This is a genomic window from Metapseudomonas otitidis, from assembly GCF_900111835.1.
GTDB classification, from domain to species: Bacteria; Pseudomonadota; Gammaproteobacteria; order Pseudomonadales; family Pseudomonadaceae; genus Metapseudomonas; species Metapseudomonas otitidis.
The window spans coordinates 120,818-141,834 of record NZ_FOJP01000014.1 but is presented as its reverse complement, the minus strand read 5'-3'; the positions used below and the strand labels follow the sequence as shown (position 1 = coordinate 141,834).

Annotated in this window: 17 protein-coding genes; 6 read left to right on the top strand and 11 right to left on the bottom strand. The window is 68.4% G+C overall.

The features are described from left to right. The first annotated feature begins 52 nt into the window (after positions 1-52). The gene (locus tag BM198_RS29745) at positions 53-655 is read left to right on the top strand and encodes a hypothetical protein (RefSeq protein WP_074971747.1); all 603 of its coding nucleotides are present in this window, start codon (positions 53-55) and stop codon (positions 653-655) included. Between the two features lie 3 nt (positions 656-658). Here the strand turns inward: BM198_RS29745 and BM198_RS19160 are convergent, their stop codons facing one another. Both BM198_RS19160 and BM198_RS19155 read right to left on the bottom strand, forming a co-directional pair. Continuing rightward, a complete protein-coding gene (locus BM198_RS19160; protein ID WP_074971746.1) occupies positions 659-2,041 on the bottom strand; it encodes a putative bifunctional diguanylate cyclase/phosphodiesterase in 1,383 nt (460 codons plus the stop codon). A 195-nt stretch (positions 2,042-2,236) separates the two neighbouring features. After that, entirely contained in the window at positions 2,237-3,499 is a 1,263-nt protein-coding gene (locus tag BM198_RS19155) for an OprD family porin (protein WP_083422418.1), read from the bottom strand. Positions 3,500-3,906: 407 nt separating this feature from the next. On the opposite strand from BM198_RS19155, the gene BM198_RS19150 reads away from it, so the two are divergent. The 3 genes from BM198_RS19150 to BM198_RS19140 all read left to right on the top strand — a co-directional run bounded on the left by BM198_RS19150 (position 3,907) and on the right by BM198_RS19140 (position 6,604). Further along, entirely contained in the window at positions 3,907-4,683 is a 777-nt protein-coding gene (locus BM198_RS19150; protein ID WP_074971745.1) for an IclR family transcriptional regulator, read from the top strand. 193 nt (positions 4,684-4,876) lie between these two features. Further along, positions 4,877-5,692, top strand: a complete 816-nt coding sequence (locus BM198_RS19145) for a sugar phosphate isomerase/epimerase family protein (RefSeq protein WP_074971744.1) — start codon at positions 4,877-4,879, stop codon at positions 5,690-5,692. 33 nt (positions 5,693-5,725) lie between these two features. Beyond that, the gene (locus BM198_RS19140; RefSeq protein WP_044402620.1) at positions 5,726-6,604 is read left to right on the top strand and encodes a DMT family transporter; all 879 of its coding nucleotides are present in this window, start codon (positions 5,726-5,728) and stop codon (positions 6,602-6,604) included. 76 nt (positions 6,605-6,680) lie between these two features. Here the strand turns inward: BM198_RS19140 and BM198_RS30680 are convergent, their stop codons facing one another. From BM198_RS30680 to BM198_RS19130, 3 genes are read right to left on the bottom strand one after another with little or no spacing between them, the layout of a single operon-like run. Further along, positions 6,681-6,806 (bottom strand): hypothetical protein, encoded by a 126-nt coding sequence (locus BM198_RS30680; protein WP_279626043.1) that lies wholly within the window; start codon positions 6,804-6,806, stop codon positions 6,681-6,683. Between the two features lie 32 nt (positions 6,807-6,838). Further along, on the bottom strand, positions 6,839-7,777 hold the full coding sequence (locus BM198_RS19135; protein WP_044402622.1) for a magnesium transporter CorA family protein: 939 nt from the start codon (positions 7,775-7,777) through the stop codon (positions 6,839-6,841). A gap of 4 nt (positions 7,778-7,781) precedes the next feature. Next, positions 7,782-9,365: a RimK family protein gene (locus tag BM198_RS19130; protein ID WP_074971743.1), complete on the bottom strand. Its 1,584-nt coding sequence runs from the start codon at positions 9,363-9,365 to the stop codon at positions 7,782-7,784. A 94-nt stretch (positions 9,366-9,459) separates the two neighbouring features. Between BM198_RS19130 and rimI the strand changes: the two genes are divergently transcribed. Further along, positions 9,460-10,704 (top strand): ribosomal protein S18-alanine N-acetyltransferase, encoded by a 1,245-nt coding sequence (gene rimI, locus BM198_RS19125; RefSeq protein ID WP_083422417.1) that lies wholly within the window; start codon positions 9,460-9,462, stop codon positions 10,702-10,704. Between the two features lie 488 nt (positions 10,705-11,192). On the opposite strand, the gene mgtA is transcribed toward rimI, so the two are convergent. Together mgtA and BM198_RS19110 are read right to left on the bottom strand one after the other, a co-directional pair. Beyond that, entirely contained in the window at positions 11,193-13,910 is a 2,718-nt protein-coding gene (mgtA, locus tag BM198_RS19115) for a magnesium-translocating P-type ATPase (RefSeq protein WP_074971741.1), read from the bottom strand. A 70-nt stretch (positions 13,911-13,980) separates the two neighbouring features. Beyond that, the gene (locus tag BM198_RS19110) at positions 13,981-14,688 is read right to left on the bottom strand and encodes an MgtC/SapB family protein (RefSeq protein WP_044402634.1); all 708 of its coding nucleotides are present in this window, start codon (positions 14,686-14,688) and stop codon (positions 13,981-13,983) included. A gap of 444 nt (positions 14,689-15,132) precedes the next feature. On the opposite strand from BM198_RS19110, the gene BM198_RS19105 reads away from it, so the two are divergent. Then, on the top strand, positions 15,133-17,163 hold the full coding sequence (locus BM198_RS19105) for a methyl-accepting chemotaxis protein (protein WP_074971740.1): 2,031 nt from the start codon (positions 15,133-15,135) through the stop codon (positions 17,161-17,163). Between the two features lie 44 nt (positions 17,164-17,207). On the opposite strand, the gene BM198_RS19100 is transcribed toward BM198_RS19105, so the two are convergent. From BM198_RS19100 to BM198_RS19085, 4 genes are all read right to left on the bottom strand, one after another. After that, positions 17,208-17,504 (bottom strand): c-type cytochrome, encoded by a 297-nt coding sequence (locus BM198_RS19100; RefSeq protein WP_044402639.1) that lies wholly within the window; start codon positions 17,502-17,504, stop codon positions 17,208-17,210. Between the two features lie 304 nt (positions 17,505-17,808). Beyond that, positions 17,809-18,360: a putative natural product biosynthesis protein gene (locus BM198_RS19095; RefSeq protein WP_069564242.1), complete on the bottom strand. Its 552-nt coding sequence runs from the start codon at positions 18,358-18,360 to the stop codon at positions 17,809-17,811. A gap of 85 nt (positions 18,361-18,445) precedes the next feature. Next, positions 18,446-18,841, bottom strand: coding sequence for a DUF2946 family protein (locus BM198_RS19090; RefSeq protein ID WP_074971739.1), 396 nt, complete (start codon positions 18,839-18,841; stop codon positions 18,446-18,448). A 49-nt stretch (positions 18,842-18,890) separates the two neighbouring features. Further along, complete coding sequence (locus BM198_RS19085; RefSeq protein ID WP_074971738.1) at positions 18,891-20,930, bottom strand: TonB-dependent receptor; 2,040 nt, start codon at positions 20,928-20,930, stop codon at positions 18,891-18,893. Between the last annotated feature and the right edge of the window lie 87 nt (positions 20,931-21,017).

The window sequence follows — 21,017 nt, the reverse complement described above, 5'->3', positions numbered from 1 at the left end:
TCCTGCCACTTCAATTAGAGTGGCGGCCCCTCGATGCCACCACGGAAGGTCCATGAGCACGCCACGCATTCGCCTCTTCGCGAGCAACGTCCATTTCGTCGACACCGACTTCGAACGCCTGCAACCCCTGGCTCCCGTCAACAGCACGCTGGGCAAGCTCATCCTCGCCGTGATCCTGGGCATGCTCGGCCTGTTCGTGCTGGGTTTCTGGAGCGATCAGGAGTGGCTGGTGGCCCTGGGGCTGCTGGGTGCCGTGGTGGTGCCGCTCGTCATGCTGGGAGTGAGCAGCTGGCTGCACCCACCGGCGCGCGAGGAGGCCTATTTCGACGCCGAGGGCCTGTTGCTGAAGCTGGTGCCGGCACGCGAGTCGGAGCCGGGGCGGGAGGTGCACATCCCCTTCGCGGCCCTGCAGGACCTGGTGATGGAGTCCAAGGTCAACCGCGAGGGCAGCCGCATCCACCAGTGGCGGCAGTACCGCATCCGCACCCATCAGGAGGGGGAGCGCCCCCACGTGCTGATCAACACCTTCCGCCCGCTGCACCTGGTGCTCCAGGACCTGGAGCGGATCAGCCAATTGCCCGGTGCGGCCGAGTTGCCGATACGCCTCGAACTGCCCCGGGAGCAGCACGATGCGCTGATGCAGGCGGAGCGCTGAGGGTCAGCCGGCGGCGTCGGCCTGCCGCTCGGCGCGTTCGCTGACGAAGGCCTGGAACGCCTGCAGCGGCAGCGGGCGGCTGAACAGGTAGCCCTGGTATTGCAGGCAACCGCTGTCGGCGAGGAAACGCTGCTGCGCCTGGGTCTCCACGCCCTCGGCGATCACGCTCATGCCCATGCTCTGGCCCAGGGCGATGACGGTGCGCACGATGGTTTCGCTGCTGCTGTCGGTGAGCACGTCGCAGACGAAGGAACGGTCGATCTTCAGCTTGTCCAGGGGCAGGCGCTTGAGGTGGCTGAGGGACGAGAAGCCGGTGCCGAAGTCGTCGAGGGAGAAGCGCACGCCGTGTTCCACCAGGGCGGCCATCTTCCGCGACAGGTCCTCCATGTCCTGCACGATCAGGGTCTCGGTCAGCTCCAGTTCCAGGTTGCGCGCCTCGATGCCCGACCGCTGGATCAGCCCCAGCACGTCGTTGACGAAGGTGGCCTGGCGGAACTGGTTCTGGCTGATGTTCACCGCCAGGTGCAGCTCGCGGAACAGCGGGATGGCCTTCCACGCGGCCAGCTGGGCGCAGGTCTCGTGCAGCACCCACTGGCCGATGGGGATGATCAGCCCGGTCTTCTCGGCGTGGTCGATGAACTCGGCGGGCGCCAGCAGGCCGCGCTGGGGGTGTTGCCAGCGGATCAGCACTTCGGCGCCGAGCACGCGCCCCTGGATGTCCAGCTGCGGCTGGTAGTGCAGCACGAACTGCTGCTCCCGCAGGGCCGTGCGCAGGTCGCGGTCCAGCTCGGAGCGCTCGGCGGCATCGGTCTGCAGGATGTGCAGCAGCAGGAACAGCATCACCGCCGCGGCGATGCTCTGCACCCAGGAGCCGATCACCCGCAGCTCGTCCGGCAGGCCGTAGCCGAGGCCAGGGCTCCAGGAGGTGGAGGCCATGACGGTGAACAGCGCCAGGCAGAACAGCGAGACGCCGTAGCGCAGCCACATCGGCTCGTCGCGGAAGGCCATCAACGCGGCCACCGACACCGGCAGCAAATAGAGGTGGGATGCCCGAGGTGCTGCCGGGCTGGGCTCGTCCAGCAGCAGGGTGGAGATGCTGATGACCACCACCAGCACGGCGAACAGCAGGAGGTTGGCGCTGCGCGCGCGGTTGCGCAGGGTCAGGGCCAGTACGCCGATGCCGCAGAGCACCAGCAGCAGGTCCATCGCCACGATCAGCCAGGCATCCCGCGCGGCGAACACGGCGCCCCAGAGCACCCCGATCACCAGCATCACCAGGCTGGCCAGCATGCGCATGCGTCGCTCGCGGCGCTGGCCGATCAAGGCCAGGTCGTGGGCGAGCCACAGCTGCTTCAGGCGTTTGAAAAAGGGCTGGGAGGCGGGCATCAGGGGCTGAATACCTGGAGGGTCGGTATTCATTCTTGAGGAGGTTTGGCGGTTTGCAACCTGGCGACCAGCGAAACGGCAGCCGGTGTCGTGGATGGATAAGGGAAACAGGAGGTTCCGGCGTGCCGGTGCCAGGTGGCGGGCACGAAAAAATGGCCCGCCAGGGCGGGCCCGAGGTCCAGCGAGGAGGGGGCGTCAGAGCAGCGAGAGCGGGTAGCTCACGATCAGGCGGTTCTCGTCGAAGCTGTTGGTGTTGCCCCAGTCGCGGCGCTGGCTGGAGTTGCGCCATTTGACCGAGAGGCTCTTGAAGGTGCCCGACTGGATGACGTACGCCAGCTCGCTCTCGCGGCCCCATTCCTTGCCATCGGTCACGCCACCGACATGGGCGTCGCTGCCGTGGATGTAGCGGTTCATCAGGGTCAGGCCGGGCGCGCCGAGGGCGGCGAAGTTGAAGTCGTGGCGCAGCTGCCAGGAGCGCTCCTTGGCGTTGTCGTAGCTGGAGTTGTAGCTGTCGTTGGCCAGGGTGCCGCCGCTGGTGCCGTTGACGCGCATCCAGGCGTCGTCGCCGCTGACCTTCTGCAGGCCCAGGTAGAAGGTGCTGCTGCCGTACTTGGCGGAGAGCAGGGCGGACCAGGTGCGGTTGTCGAGGTCGCCGGCCCGGGCGGAGCCGTCTTCCCGGCCGGTGAAGTAACCGAGGTTGGCGCCCAGGGTCCAGTCGCCCAGGGGCTGGCTGTGCACCACCTGCAGGTAGTTCTGGCGGTAGATGTCCTGCAGCTCGGCGTACCAGAGCCCGACCAGGGTGCGGTTCTCGTTGAAGCTGTATTCGCCGCCGGCGAAGTTGAAGCGGTCGGAGGTGAAGGCCGCCTTACCCATCAGGGACAGGTCTTCCATGCTGGCGTCGTTGCGCGGGCTGTTGCCGCGGAACTGGCCGCCGTAGAGGGTCAGGCCGGCGATCTCCCTGGAGGTCACCTGGGCGCCCCGGAAGGTCTGCGGCAGCGAGCGGCCATCGTCGGAACGCAGGATCGGCAGCACCGGCATCCACTCGCCCACCTTCAGCTCGGTGTCGGAGACCTTCATCTTGCCGGCCACCGCCAGGCGGCCGAAGTCGTCGGCCGGGCGGCCGTCGTCGTGCACCGGCAGCAACTGGGTGCCGCGGGTGCCCTTGCCGCCGTCGAGCTTGAGGGCGTAGAGCCCGAGCACGTCGACCCCGAAGCCGACGGTGCCCTGGGTGAAGCCGGACTTGGCGTCGAGGATGAAGCTCTGGGTCCATTCCTCGGCCTGGTCCTGGGTGCTGGTGCCGACGAAGTTGCGGTTCATGTAGAAGTTGCGCAGGTTCAGCGTGGCGCTGCTGCCGTCGATGAATCCGGGGCTTTCGGCAGCCTGGGCGGCCTGGCTGGCGAGGGCGATGGCGCTGGCCAGGAGGGTGGTGTGCAGGGCGTGGCGATGAGTGAGGGGCATGGTGGCCTCTGTCTTGTTGTTGTCGGGGCGCAGGAGGCCCTTCGCGGCGTTGGCGAATGGGCGGTGGGCGTGGAGCGGGTGATCAGGCCGGGCGCGGGCTGTGCGGTGCCGGGCAGGCGGCAGCGGGCTGGCGATCAGGGACGCGAAGGCGTGGGAGGAAGCAGGTGGGGTGCATCGGGATGACCTTTCTTGTCGTTATTGGGGTCGCCGGCGTCAGGGCGCCGGGCCTGGGCCGATAGTGGTTGCAGGCTGGGCGCTGTTCAATTCGTCCAAGGCGCTTGTGTTCGATCAGCGAACGAAAACTAACTGGTTCGTACATTTGTGCGCGAAACGACGGATGCGTTCCAGGTTTCGGCCTGGGGGCTGTGTCTTCTAGAATCGCCGCACCCTCATCCAGGACCCACGCCATGGCCGGTAGCCAGATCGAACGCGCCTTCAGCCTCCTCGAACGCCTGACCTCCGACCCCCAGGGGTTGGCGCTGCAGGCCCTCTCCGATGAGCTGCAGATCCCCAAGAGCGCGACCCACCGCATGCTGGCCGAGCTGATCCGCCTCGGCTACGTGCGGCAGAACCCCGACAACAGCCGTTACCAGCTGTCCACGCGGCTGGTGGCCATGGCCTTCCGCCACCTGGCCAGCAGCGGTGCGGACATCGTCCAGCCGATCCTCGACCGCCTGGCCCAGGAGAGCGCCGAACTGGTGCGCCTGGGCGTGACCGAGGGGGGGCGGCTGACCTGGATCGCCAAGTCCCAGGGGGCTCGCTCCGGCCTGCGCTACGACCCGGACATGGGCCGGGACGCGCCGTTGTTCTACACCGCCTCGGGGCACGCCTGGCTGGCGGCCCTGAGCGATGCCGAGGCACTGGCCCTGGTGGAGCGCCAGGGCATCGCCGACCCGGCCGGCTTCGGCCCCAACGCGCCGCACTCGAACATCGAGCTGCTGGAGCGCCTGCGCCGCGCCCGTGAGCGCGGCTACGCCTGGGTGGTGGAAAGCTCCGCCGTGGGCATGTCGGCGATGGCCGCCGTGGTGCGTCACCCGGCCACTGGCCAGGTCATCGGTGTGCTCAGCGTGGCCGGCCCCAGCGCCCGCCTGCCGGAGGCGCGCATGCACGAACTGGCCCCGTGCCTGCTGGCTGCGGCCGCTGAACTGGGCGACGCGAGCCAGGCCTCCGAACTCTTCCCGTGATCCGCTGGGCCTCGCCACGGGCCGTGAAGATCGCCTATTGCGTAAAAATGGAACTCTGTTCTAAATAACGCGAAGCCGATTTCAGAACCCCCTTGCTGTGAGGTCCCCGTGTCCGTCCCGTCCTTCGCCAACCGGCTGCCTGGCCGGTTTTTTCATGCCTTCCCGATGATGCCGACTAGGCAGGAGGCCCGCCGTGGCTGACCGTGCGCTGTCGCTCGCCGCCTTGACGGTGCTGGAGCTGGCACCCCCGGACATGGTCGAGGTGGCCGCCCGCACCGGCTACAGCCATGTGGGCTTGCGGCTGATCCCGGCGACGCCGGAGGAGCACCACTTCCCCGTGGTGGCCGATGCCGATCTGCGTCGGCGCACCCGCCAGCGCCTGGGCGATACCGGGGTGCAGGTGCTGGACATCGAGATCCTGCGGCTGAAGCCGGAGACCTGTGTGGCGGACTTCGCCGCCGTGCTGGAAGCCGGGGCCGAGTTCGGCGCCAGCGAGGTGCTGGTGGCCGGCAACGACCCGGATGAAACCCGGCTGGCCGACCGCTTCGCCGAACTGTGCGAGCGTGCGGCGCCCCTGGGGCTGCACGTCAGCCTGGAATTCATGCCCTGGACCGACGCCCGCGACCTCGGCCAGGCGGCCCGGGTCGTCGAACGCGCGGGCCAGCCCAACGGCGCGGTGCTGGTGGATGCCTTCCACTTCGACCGCTCGGCCTCGCGCCTGGCGGACCTGCGGGCCCTGCCACCGCAGCGCCTGCGCTACGCCCAGTTGTGCGACGTGGCCGGGCCGCGCCCGGACGACATGCAGGAAATCCTCCGCCAGGCCCGCAACGAGCGGCGCTTCCCGGGGGAGGGGGACTGCGACCTGGCGGGGTTGCTGCGGGCGTTGCCGGCAGGCATCCCCCTGAGCCTGGAGATCCCCACCCGGCAGTTGCTGGAGCAGGGCGTGAGCGCCGAGGCGCGGGCGCGCCAGGCGCGCGAGCGAACCCTGGCGCTGTTGGCCGGTCTCTGATCCATCGGCCTTTGCGCCGGTTCTCGAGGTGTCATGAGCGATCCGATTTCAACCGCTGTCAGCCAGCCCTTGCGCGGTGTGGCGCTGGTCCTGCTGGCGACCTTCCTGTTCGCCGGGCACGACGCACTGTCCAAGCACCTGGGGGGCCTGTACCCGGTGGTGATGGTGGTGTGGGCGCGCTACCTGGTGCACAGCCTGCTGATGGCCGGGCTGTTCCTGCCCCGCGCCGGCCTGCGCGGGCTGCGCACCCAACGACCGGTGCTGCAGGTGCTGCGGGCGCTGAGCCTGCTGAGCACCAGCCTGCTGTTCACCACCGGCCTGCAGTTCGTGCCGCTGGCCGAGGCCACGGCGGTGAACTTCCTGGCGCCGATCCTGGTGACGGCGCTCTCGGCACCGCTGCTGAAGGAGCGGGTCAGTGCCGGCCAGTGGCTGGCGGTGGCGATGGGCTTCGTCGGCGTGGTGGTGATCGTGCACCCGGGCGGGGCGCTGTTCACCCCGGCGATCCTCTTCCCGCTGGGCTCGGCCCTGGGCTTCTGCGCCTATCAGCTGCTGACGCGCATCCTCTCGGCCCACGACAGCCCCACCACCAGCAACTTCCTCGCGGGGGTGTGCAACACCCTGGTGATGAGTCTGCTGGTGCCGTTCTTCTGGCAGTTGCCGAGCCTGTTCGACGGCTTGCTGCTGGTGGCCCTGGGCACCCTGGGCATGGCGGCGCACCTGTTCCTGACCCAGGCCTTCCGCCATGCGCCGGCAGCCTTGCTGGCGCCCTTCGGCTACTGCCAGATCGTCTTCGCCGGGCTGCTGGGCTACCTGCTGTACGCCCACGCGCCGGACCTGACCACCCTGGTGGGCATCGGCATCGTCTGCCTCAGTGGACTGGGGGCGGCCTGGCTGCAACGCAGCCGTGGCTGAAGGTGGGGAGTGGAGCGTGCACAGCCTCGGGAAGGCCTGTGCGTGATGGGGAAGCGGGGGCCGAAGCCCCCGCCGGTCAGTGTCCCGGGTCCTCCTCGTCCCGTTGCCTGCGCGGGCCGCGCAGGTGGTCGAAATAGAAGAGTACGAGGCCGAAGGCGACGATGATCGCCGAGACGGCCAGTCCGAGTTGAGCGTTCTGCATCATGGATTCCGTTTCCAATGGGTGCGGTGGGCTCAGGGCTGGTGGCGAGGGTGCGCCATTCGCCTGAGAAAGGCCAGCATGAGGCCGCTCAGGAGCAGCATCCCGAGCAGCAGGAGCGGGTAGGCGACCCACCAGGGCGCACCGGCGGTCATCATGCTGAATTCCGACATACCGCCGATGCTGGCCACCAGGTTGAGCGGCAGGAACACCACGTTGATCAGTGTCAGCTTGCGCAGCATGTCGTTGATGCCGTGGTTGGCCAGGCTGCCCCGTGCGTCCATCAGCGCGGCGAACACCGTGGAGTAGATCCGCGCCTGCTTGTAGCACTGCTCGTTCTCGATGATCAGGTCGTCCAGGGTCGCCAGGGCGGCCGCATCCAGCTGGTACTCGGCGGCGTGGTTGCGCAGGCGCACCAGCACGGTGGCGTTGCTCTGGATGGCGTTGAGGTAGTGGATGAGGCTTTCGCTGAGGTTGACCATCTGCATCAGGTGGCTGTTGTCCAGCGAGCGGTTGAAGCGGGCCTGCAGCTCGCGGGCCACCAGCTTGATGACCCGCAGGTGGCCGAGGTAGTGGTGGACGCTGCTGAACAGCATGTCCAGCAGCACGTCGCGTGGGGTGGCGAGGGCGCCGCGCTGGCCGACCCCCTGCAGCAGCGAATCGCCGGCGGCGATCACCAGCAGCCGCGTCGGCTCCAGCAGCATGCCGAAGGCGCTCACTTCGAAGACCATGCCGTCCTGCCCGGTGCAGCGCTCCGGGCGCTTCCAGATCAGGAACAGCCGCTCGCCGTGGAATTCGATGCGTGATACCTCGTCGGGATCCAGGGCCGAGTCCAGCGCGTGCTGGTCCAGCTGCCAGGTGCGGCACAGGTGCTCGCGTTCGCCGGCATCGGGGTCGACGCACAGCAGCACGCTGGCGTCCGCTTCGGAGGTGCGCTGCAGGCGGCCGTCGCCCAGGCGGTAGGCGTCGAGCATGGGCTCACCAGGCCTGGCCGCGACGGCGGAGATCGAGGCGGCGGATGAACTCCTCCAGCACCAGGGCGTAGAGGTCGTCCTGCAGGTAGGCGTCCTCGATGCCCGCATCCAGGTTGGGGTTGTCGTTCACCTCGATCACCACCACGCGGTCGCCGGCCTGCTTCAGGTCCACCCCGTAGAGGCCATCGCCGATCAGCCCGGCGGCCTGCAGGGCCAGGTCCACCACGGCGCGTGGCGCCTCGTGCACCGGCAGGGTGCGGCACTCGCCGTTGATGTCGGCGCCCTTGGCCTTGTGGTTGTAGATCTGCCAGTGGCCCTTGGACATGAAGTACTGGCAGGCATACAGCGGCTTGCGGTTGAGGACGCCGATGCGCCAGTCGTACTCGGTGTAGCAGTACTCCTGGGCGAGCAGCAGCACCGAGTGCTCGAACAGCTCGCCGGCCGCGCGGCGCAGCTCGGCGGCGGAGGTCACCTTGATCACCCCGCGGGAGAAGCAGCCGTCGGGGATCTTCAGCACCAGGGGGAAGCCCAGGCGCTCGCCGACCTGCTCGATCTCGCCGAGCCGTTCGCGGTAGAGGATCTCGGTGGCGGGCATGCCCAGCCCGTGGCTGGTCAGCAGGTCGGCCAGGTAGACCTTGTTGGTGCAGCGCAGGATGGAGCTGGGGTCGTCCATCACCACCAGCCCTTCGCTCTCGGCCTTGCGGGCGAAGCGGTAGGTGTGGCTGTCGACGCTGGTGGTCTCGCGGATCAGCAGGGCGTCGTACTCGGCGAGCCGTGCATAGTCCTTGCGGCCGATCAGGTCCACGGCGATGCCCAGGCGCTCGCCCACCTCGACGAAGCGCTGCAGGGCCCGTGGGTTGGACGGCGGCAGCGCTTCGCCCGGGTCATGCAGGATGGCCAGGTCGTAGCGGGCCTGGCGCGGTGCGCGGGGCTGGCGCCAGACCTTACGGCTGAAGCGGTCCAGGGCGTCGGCGAAGAGGTCCTGCTGGTCGTCCCGCAGGCGGTGCAGGGCACCCGGTCGCACACCGGTCACCTGCCAGCGCTCGCCCTTGCGGAAGTCCACCAGCAGGATCGGGCAGGGGAAGGCCTCGAACAGCTGGCGGGCAATGTCCTGGAGACTTTCAAGTTCGGTATGGCCGAAATAAAGACTCAAGGTGAACCCTTCGGTATTGCCGCAGGGTTGTTGTTCGAGTGCATCGTCCAGTGAAGTTTCAAGTTCATCCAGCGCCAGCCCGTAGATGGACTTGCGGGTCAGTTCATTGATGGTCTTCACCGACGGGATGACTTTATGTCCGCGTGCCTCGGCCAACAGCGAACAGTAATAACCGTGGCCCAGGTACTTGTAGTTGCGACACAGGTTGATGACCTGCGCACGCGGCCTGGAAGGCCCGCCGGGCGACTGTTCCAGGTAGTCGCGAGCACTGATCAGGTAATCCGTGGGGAAGTAGGCCGACCAGTCTTCGGTCCGCTCGACAATGATCAGGGGGTGGTTGGAAAGTTCTTCCGTTTGAATCGGCGTCAATTTGAAAGTTGCTGCCGTTCGTGTTCTGTCCAATACTTCCTGCCACCGGTTCTGCACCGCATTCATGGGATTTATCGATCCGTTCGGGAACACAGGCTTTCTATTAAGCACGCGCTTTTGGAAATGTCCCGGACCGTTACGCACTCTTTACGGAGTTCCCATGAAACTTGATTTTCGCGTTGCTCGGGCGGCCGACCTGCCCGAACTGGTGGCCCTGGAAAACCGCACTTTCAGCCACGACCGGCTCAGCCCCCGCAGCCTGGCCTGGATGGTCAACCGCGCCCATGCCGCCTTCACCGTGGCGGAGCATGAGGGGGCGGTGGTGGGCTATGCCCTGGTGCTGTTCCACCGGGGCACCTCCCTGGCCCGGTTGTATTCCCTGGCCATTGCCGGGCACCTGCAGGGCCGGGGCATCGGCCGGCAGCTGCTGGAGCAGGCCGAACGCTGCGCCCACGCGCACGACTGTGCCTACCTGCGGCTGGAGGTGCGGGTCGACAACCCGGCGGCCATCGCCCTCTACGAGCGTGCCGGCTATCGGCGCTTCGCGGTGATCGACGACTACTACGAGGACCACGCCGGCGCGCTGCGCTACGAGAAGCGCATCCGCCAGCCGCGCCAGGCCGGCACCCGCCGCGTGCCCTATTACCCGCAAAGCACCGACTTCACCTGCGGCCCGGCCTGCCTGCTGATGGCCATGGCGGCGCTGTACCCGCAGCGGGCCATGGAGCGCCGCGAGGAAGTGCAGCTGTGGCGCGAGGCGACCACGGTGTTCATGACCGCCGGCCACGGTGGCTGCAGCCCCCAGGGCCTGGCCCTGGCGGCCTGGCGACGGGGCTTTCGGGTGCGCCTGCAGGTGAGCCGGCGCGGGCCGCTGTTCCTCGAAGGCGTGCGCAGCGAGGACAAGCGCGCGGTGATGCGCCTGGTGCACGAGGTGTTTCTCGATGCCCTGGCCGGTACCGACGTTGAGCAGGTGGAGGCGCCCTGGGCGGAGCTGGACGGCGGCCTGCAGGCCGGCGGTGTGTTGCTGGTGTTGATCAGCAGCTACCGGCTGACCCGTTCCAAGTCACCGCACTGGGTGGTGGTCACCGGGTGCGACGAGGATTTCGTCTACCTCCACGACCCCGACGTCGACCACAGCCGGCAGCCCCTGGATTGCCAGCACCTGCCGGTGAGCCGGGAGGCGTTTGCCCGCATGAGCGCCTTCGGCCGCCACAAGCTGCGGGCTTCGGTGACGCTGTTCCGCCGCGAGGGCTCAGTCGCCGCAGAAGCGCAGCCGGGTGACGCGGTAGTCGATCATGCTGCTGTGGGCCTGCATGGTCTGCAGCCACTGCTCGGCCACGTCGCGACGGGTGAAGGCGCCCATGGAGGCGACCCGCTTCCAGGTGCGCTCCTCCCGCAGGCGTGACTCCAGGACGAAGACCGCCTCCAGGCCGTGGTCCTGGTACCAGGGCAGCGCCGCTTCGCGGTCATCGGGCCGCTGCTGCAGCTGCCGGACCTGGGCTTCGAGGGCTTCCAGCCGGCGTTGCGCCTCCACCAGGGCGGCCTGGGCCTGGTCGCGCTCCTGGCGGAGGAACTCGGTGAGGCAGCTGCTGGCGTGGTCGTCCCGCGCCTGGCGCTCGCGCTGTTCAGCCTGGCGCTGGCGCCAGGCACGCTGGCGTTCGGCGTTGCTCTGGGCCTGGCCGTTGCAGGGGCGCCCGCGCTTGCGCGGCGGAGGGGCGGTTGGGCTCATGGGGATGTCCGGGTGGCCTTGAAGGCTGATTCAGGAGGCTGATTATCGTTACGTAACAGAAACCTGCAAGCCCTTGAGAACAAGGCCTATAGAAGCATTGGCGTTATTTGGCGTTACGTAACGAAATAAAAGCGCCACCCGCCCGGGCGGGTGGCGGAGTGGGCTCACTGCCAGCCGTAGCGGCGGGCGAACCACCCTTTCATGGCCTGTACCACGGCGGCATAACCCAGCAGCAGCGCCAGCAGGAAGGGGAAGTACGACAGCGGCAGGGGCTGCAGCTTGAAGTGCGCCGCCAGGGGCGAGAACGGCAGCAGCAAGCCGATGCTGGCGATCACCAGGGTCATCAGCAGCAGCGGCCAGCCGGCACGGCTATGCAGGAAAGGCAGGCGACGTGTGCGGATCAGGTGCACCACCAGGGTCTGCGACAGCAGCCCTTCGACGAACCAGCCGGTCTGGAACAGGGTCTGGTGCGCCGGTGTGCTGGCGGCGAAGACGAACCACATCAGGGCGTAGGTGAGGATGTCGAAGATGGAGCTGAGCGGCCCGAAGAACACCATGAAGCGACCGATCTCGTCGGCCCGCCACTGCTGCGGCCTGGCCAGTTGCTCGTCGTCGACGTTGTCGAAGGGAATGGCGGTCTGCGACAGGTCGTAGAGCAGGTTCTGCACCAGCAGGTGCAGGGGCAGCATCGGCAGGAAGGGCAGGAAGGCGCTGGCCACCAGTACGCTGAACACGTTCCCGAAGTTCGAGCTGGCGGTCATCTTGATGTACTTGAGCATGTTGGAGAAGGTGCGCCGGCCTTCGCGAACCCCGGCTTCCAGCACCATCAGGCTCTTCTCCAGGAGGATGATGTCGGCCGCCTCCTTGGCGATGTCCACGGCGGTGTCCACCGAGATGCCGATGTCCGCCGCGCGCAGGGCCGGCGCGTCGTTGATGCCGTCACCGAGGAAGCCCACCACGTGCCCGCGCTCGCGCAGCAGGCGCACCACCCGGGCCTTCTGCGCGGGCGTCAGGCGGGCGAACAGCGAGCAGGCGGCGGCCCGTTCGCCCAGCTCGCGGTCATCCAGGGCGTCCACCTCGCTGCCCAGCAGCAGGCCCTCCACCGGCAGCCCCACTTCACGCAGCACGCGCTGGCTCACGCGCTCGTTGTCGCCGGTCAGCACCTTCACCGACACGCCATGCTCGCGCAGCGCCTGCAGGGCTTCGCGGCTGGTCTCCTTGGGGGGATCGAGGAAGGCGATGTAGCCGGTGAGCAGCAGGTCCTGCTCGTCCTCCACGCGGTAGTCGCGGCGCTCCCCGGGGAACTGCCGCACCGCCACCGCCACCACCCGAAGCCCCTCGTCGTTGAGGCGGGCGGCGTGCTCGCGGATGTCGGCACGCAGGGCGTCGTGCAAGGGGAATTCCTCGCCGTCCAGGCGCACCCGGTCGCACACCGCCAGCACCTCGTCCAGCGCGCCCTTGCACACCAGCCGGTGGCCGTCGCCGTGTTCTGCCACCACCACCGACATGCGCCGCCGCTCGAAATCGAAGGGCAGTTCGTCGACCTTGCTGAACGCCTCGGCCAGCTGCGCCCGGCGCAGGGCATCGCCGTGCTCCAGCACCGCCACGTCCAGCAGGTTGCGCAGGCCGGTCTGGTGGTAGCTGTTCAGCCAGGCGTCGTCCAGCACCGCGTCGCAGGGGCGGCCCCGCACATCGGTGTGGCGTTCGAGCACGATGCGGTCCTGGGTGAGGGTGCCGGTCTTGTCGGTGCACAGCACGTCCATGGCCCCAAAGTTCTGGATGGCGTCGAGGCGCTTGACGATCACCTTCTTGCGCGAGAGCGCCAGGGCGCCCTTGGCCAGGGTCGAGGTGACGATCATCGGCAGCATTTCGGGCGTCAGGCCCACGGCGATGGAGAGGGCGAACAGCGAGGCCTGCAGCCAGTCGCCCTTGGTGAAACCATTGACCAGCAGCACCACCGGGGCCATCACCAGCATGAAGCGGATCAGCAGCCAGCTGACCTTGTTGACCCCCTGCTGGAAGGCGCTGGGCTCGCGGTCGGGCTCCAGCACATGGGCGGCGAGGTTGCCGAAGTAGGTGTTCGGCCCGGTGCCCAGCACCAGCGCGCGGGCGCTGCCGCTGACCACGTTGGTGCCCATGAAGCACAGGGTTTCGCGCTCCAGGGGCGTGCCCGGGGTCGGGCCCTGGGGCGTGGCGAACTTCTCCACCGGCAGCGCTTCGCCGGTGATGGCGGACTGGTTGAGGAAGAGGTTGCGCGCCTCCAGCACCCGCAGGTCCGCCGGGATCATGTCGCCGGCCGCCAGCAGCACCACGTCGCCCGGCACCAGGTCGCGGAACGGCACTTCCACTGCACCGCGCCGGTCGGGTGACGGCGCACCGGGGCGCAGCACGCTGGCGGTGTTGTCCACCAGCGCCCGCAGGCTTTCCGCCGCGCGGTTGGAGCGGGTCTCCTGGACGAAACGGAGCAGCGTCGAGACCAGCACCATGCAGCCGATCACCAGCGCCGCCTGGAGGTCTTCGGTGACCCAGGAGAGCACCGCCAGGGCGGTCAGCAGCAGGTTGAACGGGTTGCAGTAGCAGAGCCAGAGGTGGTGCAGGGGCGACAGCGGCTTCTCCTGTTCCACCAGGTTGGTGCCGACCCGTTCGCGCACCCGCTGCACCTGGGCCGGGTCGAGGCCGCCGGGCTGGCTGTCCAGTTGCCGGAACAGCTGCTCGGGCGGGCAACTGGCGAACGCCTCCAGTTGCTGGACGAATGCCGGCGGCAGGGTGGCGGCGGTGCGCCGGCCGCGCAGCGCGTCGAGCAGGGCGCGGCGGCGGAAATGGCGGCCGAGGCCGTGGTCGAACAGGGCCAGCAGGCGCCGGCCCAGGGCGGACATCAACATGGTGGTTTCCTCGTCACTCGTGGAGCGATGGCTGTTCGAGGGGCCGGGCGAGCGGCCCGGTGCCGATGGGTTATGCGTCCGCCGCCAGGTCGTGAAGCCGCCAGCGCACCGAGCTGACGCCTTTCTCCAGGCTCACCCGGCTGACCAGGCGCTCCAGCTGGGTGGTGGTGCCGGGCTTGCCGAGCAGTTCGGCGCGCACCTCCAGGCGCCCGGGCGTGGCCTGGTCCTGGCTGTGCAGTGATTGCAGGCGCAGGCTGCCGCCCTCCAGGTCATGCAGCATCAGGCTGCGCACCTGGATCTCGTCCTCGGCGCGGCAGACGATGTCGACGCTGTAGCGCTGCTCGACCTCGCTGCCGGGCAGGGTGTCCAGATGGTTCAGGCGCTGAGCGATGTCACGCAGCAGGATGTTGGCGCAGAGCACCGCCAGGGTGCCGAGGGCGGCTTCCAGCAGCAGGCCCATGCTGCACAGCACGCCGATGGCGGCGGTGCACCAGAGCGTTGCGGCCGTGTTCAGGCCGCGCACGTTGAGGCCGTCGCGCATGATCACGCCGCCCCCCAGGAAGCCGATGCCGGAGACCACGTAGGCGGCGATGCGCGAGGCATCGCCCGCCATGCCCGGTACGCCCTGGCTCATCAGCACGAACAGGCAGGCTCCGGTGCTCACCAGGGCATTGGTGCGCAGGCCGGTGAGGCGCTGGCGCAGTTGACGCTCGGCGCCGATCAGGGCGCCGAGTACGAGTGCCGCGGCGACCCGCAGCAGGAAGACTTTCCAATCCATGTTCCACCTCGTGTCCGGCCAGGGGCCGGGGTGTGTGCCGGGTGACCGGCGCTGAAGGGGCGTGGATTGCACAGGCAGGCGTCGCCGTCGCGCAGGCAGCGCGTCGGTGAACGTCAAGGAAGGGGCGTCGGGCCACCGTCCGCTGAAGGCAGCGAGACGACGGCGGAGGGAACCGCTGGACGTGCTCGCTGTTCAGCCCTGTCGCAATCGACCGGGGCAACTGTCCAAGGGGTTCTCCTGTTTAGGGTGGGAAGGCGGGCGGAATCTACGCCCGGCCCACAAGGGGGTCAATCGCCTCCTGCGTTTCATTCAGTCAGCGTTCAGGCGTCGGTCCTGTAGGCCTCTGCGAAACGTTGTCGCAGGACATCCCAAAGAACTACAGACGCGTAGGAATGGCCATCTATAGTCTGGGGAAAATAATCAGGGTGCCCTTTGGAGGCCGTCATGGGTGTCTTCAGTCGCTTCACTGCCAACGGCTCGTCCCGCGCGGCTGCGCGCCACCTGAGCTGTTCGTCTGCCGAATTGTCCCGGGAGCTGGCCGCGCTGTCGCTGCGGCCCACTTTCATCACCGGGTATGTATCCCCGCACCTGGACATCGACCGGGTGGCCCGCCAGGTCAGCGAGCGCTTCCCCGGCGTGGCGCTGAGCCTTAGCAGCAGCGCCGGCGAGTTGTGCGAAGGCGGCGGGCGGCTCTATTGCGATGCTTCCGGGCAGTGGGACCGGGTGGTGCTGGCCCTGTTCGATGGCTCGGTGATCGCCTCGGCCGAGGTGGTCAGCGTGCCGCTGGAAAGCCAGGACATCCGCCAGGGGGATACCCGCATGGCGCTGCGCGAGCGCATCGCGCGGCTCACCCAGTCACTGAAGAACCTGCGGGTGACCACGCCCATCGAGGCCCACGACACCCTGGCCTACGTGCTGTTCGATGGCCTGTCGGCCTCGGAATCCTTCTTCATGGAGGCGCTCTACGAATGCGGGCGCTTCCCCTGCCTGTTCGTGGGCGGCTCGGCCGGGGGCAAGGGGGATTTCCGCCAGACCTTCCTCCACGACGGTCGCCAGCGCTACGAGAACCACGCCCTGGTGGTGTTCCTCAAGAGCGCGCCGGGCATCCGCTTCGGGGTGTTCAAGAGCCAGAACTTCGAGCCCACCAGCGTCAGCTTCAGCGTGCTGACCGCGTCCCTGGAGGAACGCAGCATCCGCCAGGTGGTGGACGCCAAGGGGCGCATCGTCAGCATGGTCACGGCACTGTGCGAGGCACTGGGCTGCCGCCCGGATGAACTGGAGCGGCGCCTGGCGGAATACTCCTTCGCCATTCGCGTCGGCGAACAGCTGTTCGTGCGCTCCATCGCCCAGATCGACCTGCAGCGCGAGGTGGTGCACCTGTTCTGCGACGTGGCGCCGGGGGAAGAGCTGGTGATGGTCAAGCGCACCTCGCTGGTGGAGGCGACCCGCCGCGACTTCGCCCAGTTCCTCCGTGGCAAGGGCGGCACGCCGCTGCTCGGGCTGCTCAACGACTGCATCCTCCGGCGCCTGAACAACGGTGACGAGCTGGGCCGCATGAGCGGGGTGTTCGGCGAGGTGCCGGTGGTGGGGTTCTCCACCTTCGGCGAGATCCTCGGGCTCAACCTCAACCAGACCCTGACGGCGGTGTTCTTCTTCCAGGTGGCGCCCGGCGAGGCCTTCACCGACGAGTACATGGACCGCTTCCCCATCCACTACGGCGAGTTCAAGGCCTTCTTCCTGCGCCGCCAGGTGAAGAAGCTGGCCGGGCTCAGCCAGGTGGTGGTCAGCCAGATCGAGGCGTTCAAGCGCCACGACTACAGCAGCAGCGTCGACAGCGAGGGCCTGGACGAGCACATCCGCCCGGTGTTCCAGGGCCTGGCCGACCTGGGCCGCGTGCTGCAGGCCGCGGAGAGCAGCCAGCGGGAGATCGGTGAACAGCTGCGCCTGCATGCCGACGACCTGCACCAGAGCATGGACGTGCTGACCGAGAACATCGCCCGCCAGGGCGAAGTCACCGGCCAGGCCGAGCAGACCGTGCGCAGCCTCACCGAGCAGGGCTCCACGGTGGTGCGCAGCGCCGACGAACTGGCGCGCTCCAGCCTGCGCATCCAGTCCATCGTCCAGGTCATCCAGCAGATCGCCGGGCAGACCAACCTGCTGGCGCTCAACGCCGCCATCGAAGCGGCACGGGCCGGGGAAATGGGACGCGGGTTCGCGGTGGTGGCGGACGAGGTGCGCAACCTGGCGCAGATCACCCACAAGAACGCCGCCGAGATCGGCACCGACGTCGACCAGCTGTCCCAGGCCATCACCGTGGTGGCCGGGCACATCCAGCAGCAGGCGGACGAAGTGGCATCACTGGGCGGGATGATCGGCACGCTGCGCGAGTCGGCGCTGCTGACCGAGGAAACCTCCAGCCGCACGCGGGAGCTGGCGGACACCCTGAGCGGGTTGACGGGGCGGGTGAACGGCTAGGGAAGCGGCGCCCATGGACAGGCGCCGCGAAGGGCATTACCGGGTTACTTGCTCATCCACTCGATGACGGCCTTGTAGTCCTCGGCCGAGCAGTCCATGCACAGGCCGCGCGGCGGCATGGCGTTGAAGCCTTCGGTGACGTGCTTGACCAGGGTGTCGTTGCCCTGGGCCAGGCGCGGGGCCCAGGCGGCGTGGTCGCCTTTCTTCGGCGCCTGGGGCAGCTGGCCGTTGTGGCACATGCCGCAGGCGCGGTTGAACACGGCTTCCGGGTCCTGGGCGGCTTGGGCGGTCTGGATGGCGCCCAGGGACAGCAGGCCGAAAGCGAGCAGGATGGCTTTCATCGGGGATTCCTCATCGTGGGTGTTGTTATCGGATCACGGTGGCGTCTGCCGGGCGCTATCTTGCCGGGCCCGACAGCCTGAAAAAAAGACCCTCCCGTGCGGGAGGGTCGTCATCGACGGTGTCGATTCGAGGGGGGCCCCGAACCCAACCGTGGAAGCCCTGCCAAGGACAACTCCAGGTTCGGGGCCCCGCCATCCTAGTGGGGGCGTGAAAACCCCCTCAACTGCGACGGCCTGCCGCAGCCGGGTACCCGGCAGGCGCCGTTACACGCCGGACAGGTGCCTGCGGCAGGCTGTCGCAGGTTCAATCGTGGATCCTCAGCCAGCGGCGGAAGCTGCCGATGCCGCCACGGCCCAGGGGCGACCAGGCGAAGTCGAAGCGTGCCGGCGGCAGCACCTGGATATCGGCGTCGCTGCCGACGGCGTTGCCTTCCTTCCATTCCACGGTGGTCATGGGGAAGGCGCTGCACGCCAGGAGGATGCCCTGGGCCTCGCTGGGGTCGCTGTTGATCCAGCGTGCCGCTGCTGCAGAGAGCAGGCTCTCCACATGGGCGGCCTTCACCTGGGGGGCGTACCCGGACTGCAGCAGCCAGCGGCAGAAGCTGATGTGGAAGGTCCAGTCCTGCGCTGGCTGGTGGCGGTAGGCCCAGACCATGAAGGCGCGAAACAGCCCCACGCCCTCCGGCGGATCGAGCTTGAGCAGCACCGGGCAGAGGTCGAACAGCATGTGCCAGTACGGCAGCAGCCGCGTGTCCAGCGCAATGAACGACCGCGCATTGCTGGGGTAGTCGGGAAAGGGTTGCTCGCCACCCGCGCGGCGGGTGGAGAGGGTGGACCTGAGTTTGGGTGAACGCATCGCTCACGCTCCTTGTCATCGCGGGCCTCTTGGCCCGTCTAACCCTGGGTTCGGCCGGTGTTGCAGGCCGGCCGGTGACGGACGATCAGGCGATGGCCGGCGGCGCCCGGGAGCGGGAGGAGGGGAAGTGCAGGGCGGCAAGCGCCGCCAGGGGCTGGCCCGAGCACACCGGTGTACCGGGGTGGGCGCAGGGCAGCGGCTGCCAGAGCGGGCCGGTGGCCGCCGGGGAGTTGAGCAGCAGCGAGCAGTAGCCGCAGGCGTCCAGCACCGTCAGCGCGGGGGCTTCGGGCGCCTTGGGTTGCAACGGAAGGGGCGCCGGCCCCGGGCTGGCCTGGACGCCGCCGGCGTGGCAGGCCAGCGCCTGCAGCCAGCTCCAGTCCTGCACGGGGGCCTGCAGGCGGGCCACCAGCGGCCCCAGCACGATGAGTGCCAGGGCCAGCAGCCCGAGGTGCGCGCCCAGCCGGCGCAGGCGCGCGTTCATCGACGCTCACCTGGGCAGGACGAAGGGACCGGGCGCATGGGCATCCGCCTCAGAAGTCCAGGGTCAGGCCGGCATAGAGCGCGCGGCCGTCGCCGGGGGCGTGCAGGTCCTGCTGCACACCGGCGGTGGAGTCGTACCAGACGTACTCGTAGTAGCGGTTGTCGACGTTCTTCAGCTGCATGTCCACGCTCACGGACTCCGTCAGGCGGTAGGTGGCGCCCAGGTTGAGCAGCACGAAGCCGCCGTACTCACCGGTGCTGTTGGTGCGCTCCAGGTAGTAGTCGCTCTGGCCGTTGAGCCAGGCGCTCAGCTGCAGGCGCTCGGTGGCCTGGTACTCGGCGCCCAGGGCGTAGAGGTGATGGGGTACGTGGTCCATTTCCCGGCCCTTGCTGGCGGGAAGGTTCGGGTTGGGCTCGAGGATCTCGGAGAACTGCCGCGAGTAGGACAGCCACACGCGGGTGCGCTCGTCCGGGGTCAGGTTCAGCTGCAGGTCATAGCCCCGGCGCAGGGTTTCGCCGACGTTCTCCGAATCGCCGACGGCGTCGTTGAGCTTGCGCTGCACCTCGTCGGTGGCGTGCTGCTCCCAGTAGGCGATGCGGCCGTCGAGCCACTGCACCGGGCTGAACTTCAGGCCCGTCTCCCAGCCTTCGTTGATGGACGGTTTGAGGTCGTCGCTCTGGCTGGCCAGGCGGTAGGCGCCGGAGCCGACGCCGACCTGGAAGGTGCGGCCCCAGTTGGCGTACAGGCTGGCCTCGCGCCAGGGGCTGTAGACGATGCTGAACTTGGGCTGGCGGATGCTGCCGTAGTCGTTCACCTCGGCACGCTCGCCGGTCAGGCCGTTCTTGTAGTCGCCGTAGAGGCGGTCGACGCGGTAGGCCGGGACCAGGCGCAAGGACTCCACCGGCTCGATCACCGTCTGCACGTAGGCGCCATAGATGTTCAGGTCGAAGCGCTGGTCGCGGGTCTGGGCCAGGCGGGTGCGCTGGCTGGTGCGGTAGCGCAGGCTCTCGTTCTCCTGCCGTTGCACCTCGGCGCCGCCCTCCAGGGCGAAGTCGTGCAGGCCGCTGACCACGGGGCGCCAGGTGAGGCTGCTGAGGGCGCCGTACTGGGTTTCGTCGGCCACCCGTTCCTGCTGGCTCACGGTGCGCCAGTAGCGGGTCCAGCGCTGGTCCTTGAAGGTGTTGACGTAGCTCTTGGCGGACCAGGCCAGGTCATCGGCCAGGTCGGCGTCCAGGTGCAGGCTGAGCTGGTTCATCTCGCGGTTGCCCTGGTCCGTGGCATTGCTGGCGTAGGACTGGCGCGGGTCGTCATGGGCATCCGCGTGGCTCAGGTAGCCCGCTTCCAGGGCGTCGGCGCTGTAGTGGCGAGCGATCAGGCCGGCACGCCAGCCGGCGTCGGCGGTGTAGAACCACTTGCCGGCGAAGCTCTGGCGCTCGGTGTCGGCATGGTCGCGGTAGCCGCCGCTCTTCTGGTAGGCGACGAAGTAGTTCTGCGACCAGTTGCCCGACTCGATGCCCTTGACCGCCTGCAGCTCCTGGGTGTCGAAGCTGCCGGTGCGCAGGCGCAGGTGGCCGTCGTTGCCGCCGATGCGGGTGTGGATGCCGGCGTTGCCGGCGATGTTGTGCAGGCCGTAGCGCGGGTCGTTGGTGCCCCGCACCACCTCGATGTCCTCGATGTCGAGGGGGTAGACCATGTCGATGAACGGCATGTTGCCGTCGTTGGTGTTGCTGGGGATGCCGTCGATCAGCAGCTTCACGGCGTTGACTTCGCCTTCGCCGTTGAAGCCCCGGAACGACAGCTTGCCGGAGGTGGTGCCCTGGTTGAACTGGGTGAGCATCACCCCCGGGGCGCGGTTGAACAGCTCCCAGCTGTACTGCACGGGTTGCTGCTGCAGCACATCACTGCCGATCACATCCACCGAACTGAGGATGTCGCGGCTGGACAGCGGGCCGCTCTCCTGGCCGGACACCTCCACGGTGCCGAGGGTCAGGGTGCTGTCGGCGTGGGCCGACAGGCAGAGCGCGGCCAGGGACAGGCCGGAACAGGAAACGAAACCCCGAAGGGTGCATGGGCGGAACGTCGACGACATGGGTTCGATCAGCCTTGCAAAGGGCGCACTGAGCGCCGGTCTTCAATGTCGGAGCGCGGGCATCCCAGCCCTGGGCCGCCTCATCGG

Coding starts and splice junctions, on each gene's coding strand:
- BM198_RS29745 (WP_074971747.1), top strand. CDS start 53: ATGAGCACGCCACGCATTCGCCTCTTCGCGAGCAACGTCCATTTCGTC.
- BM198_RS19160 (WP_074971746.1), bottom strand. CDS start 2,041: ATGCCCGCCTCCCAGCCCTTTTTCAAACGCCTGAAGCAGCTGTGGCTC.
- BM198_RS19155 (WP_083422418.1), bottom strand. CDS start 3,499: ATGCCCCTCACTCATCGCCACGCCCTGCACACCACCCTCCTGGCCAGC.
- BM198_RS19150 (WP_074971745.1), top strand. CDS start 3,907: ATGGCCGGTAGCCAGATCGAACGCGCCTTCAGCCTCCTCGAACGCCTG.
- BM198_RS19140 (WP_044402620.1), top strand. CDS start 5,726: ATGAGCGATCCGATTTCAACCGCTGTCAGCCAGCCCTTGCGCGGTGTG.
- BM198_RS30680 (WP_279626043.1), bottom strand. CDS start 6,806: ATGCAGAACGCTCAACTCGGACTGGCCGTCTCGGCGATCATCGTCGCC.
- BM198_RS19135 (WP_044402622.1), bottom strand. CDS start 7,777: ATGCTCGACGCCTACCGCCTGGGCGACGGCCGCCTGCAGCGCACCTCC.
- BM198_RS19130 (WP_074971743.1), bottom strand. CDS start 9,365: ATGAATGCGGTGCAGAACCGGTGGCAGGAAGTATTGGACAGAACACGA.
- rimI (WP_083422417.1), top strand. CDS start 9,460: ATGAAACTTGATTTTCGCGTTGCTCGGGCGGCCGACCTGCCCGAACTG.
- mgtA (WP_074971741.1), bottom strand. CDS start 13,910: ATGTTGATGTCCGCCCTGGGCCGGCGCCTGCTGGCCCTGTTCGACCAC.
- BM198_RS19110 (WP_044402634.1), bottom strand. CDS start 14,688: ATGGATTGGAAAGTCTTCCTGCTGCGGGTCGCCGCGGCACTCGTACTC.
- BM198_RS19105 (WP_074971740.1), top strand. CDS start 15,133: ATGGGTGTCTTCAGTCGCTTCACTGCCAACGGCTCGTCCCGCGCGGCT.
- BM198_RS19100 (WP_044402639.1), bottom strand. CDS start 17,504: ATGAAAGCCATCCTGCTCGCTTTCGGCCTGCTGTCCCTGGGCGCCATC.
- BM198_RS19095 (WP_069564242.1), bottom strand. CDS start 18,360: ATGCGTTCACCCAAACTCAGGTCCACCCTCTCCACCCGCCGCGCGGGT.
- BM198_RS19090 (WP_074971739.1), bottom strand. CDS start 18,841: ATGAACGCGCGCCTGCGCCGGCTGGGCGCGCACCTCGGGCTGCTGGCC.
- BM198_RS19085 (WP_074971738.1), bottom strand. CDS start 20,930: ATGTCGTCGACGTTCCGCCCATGCACCCTTCGGGGTTTCGTTTCCTGT.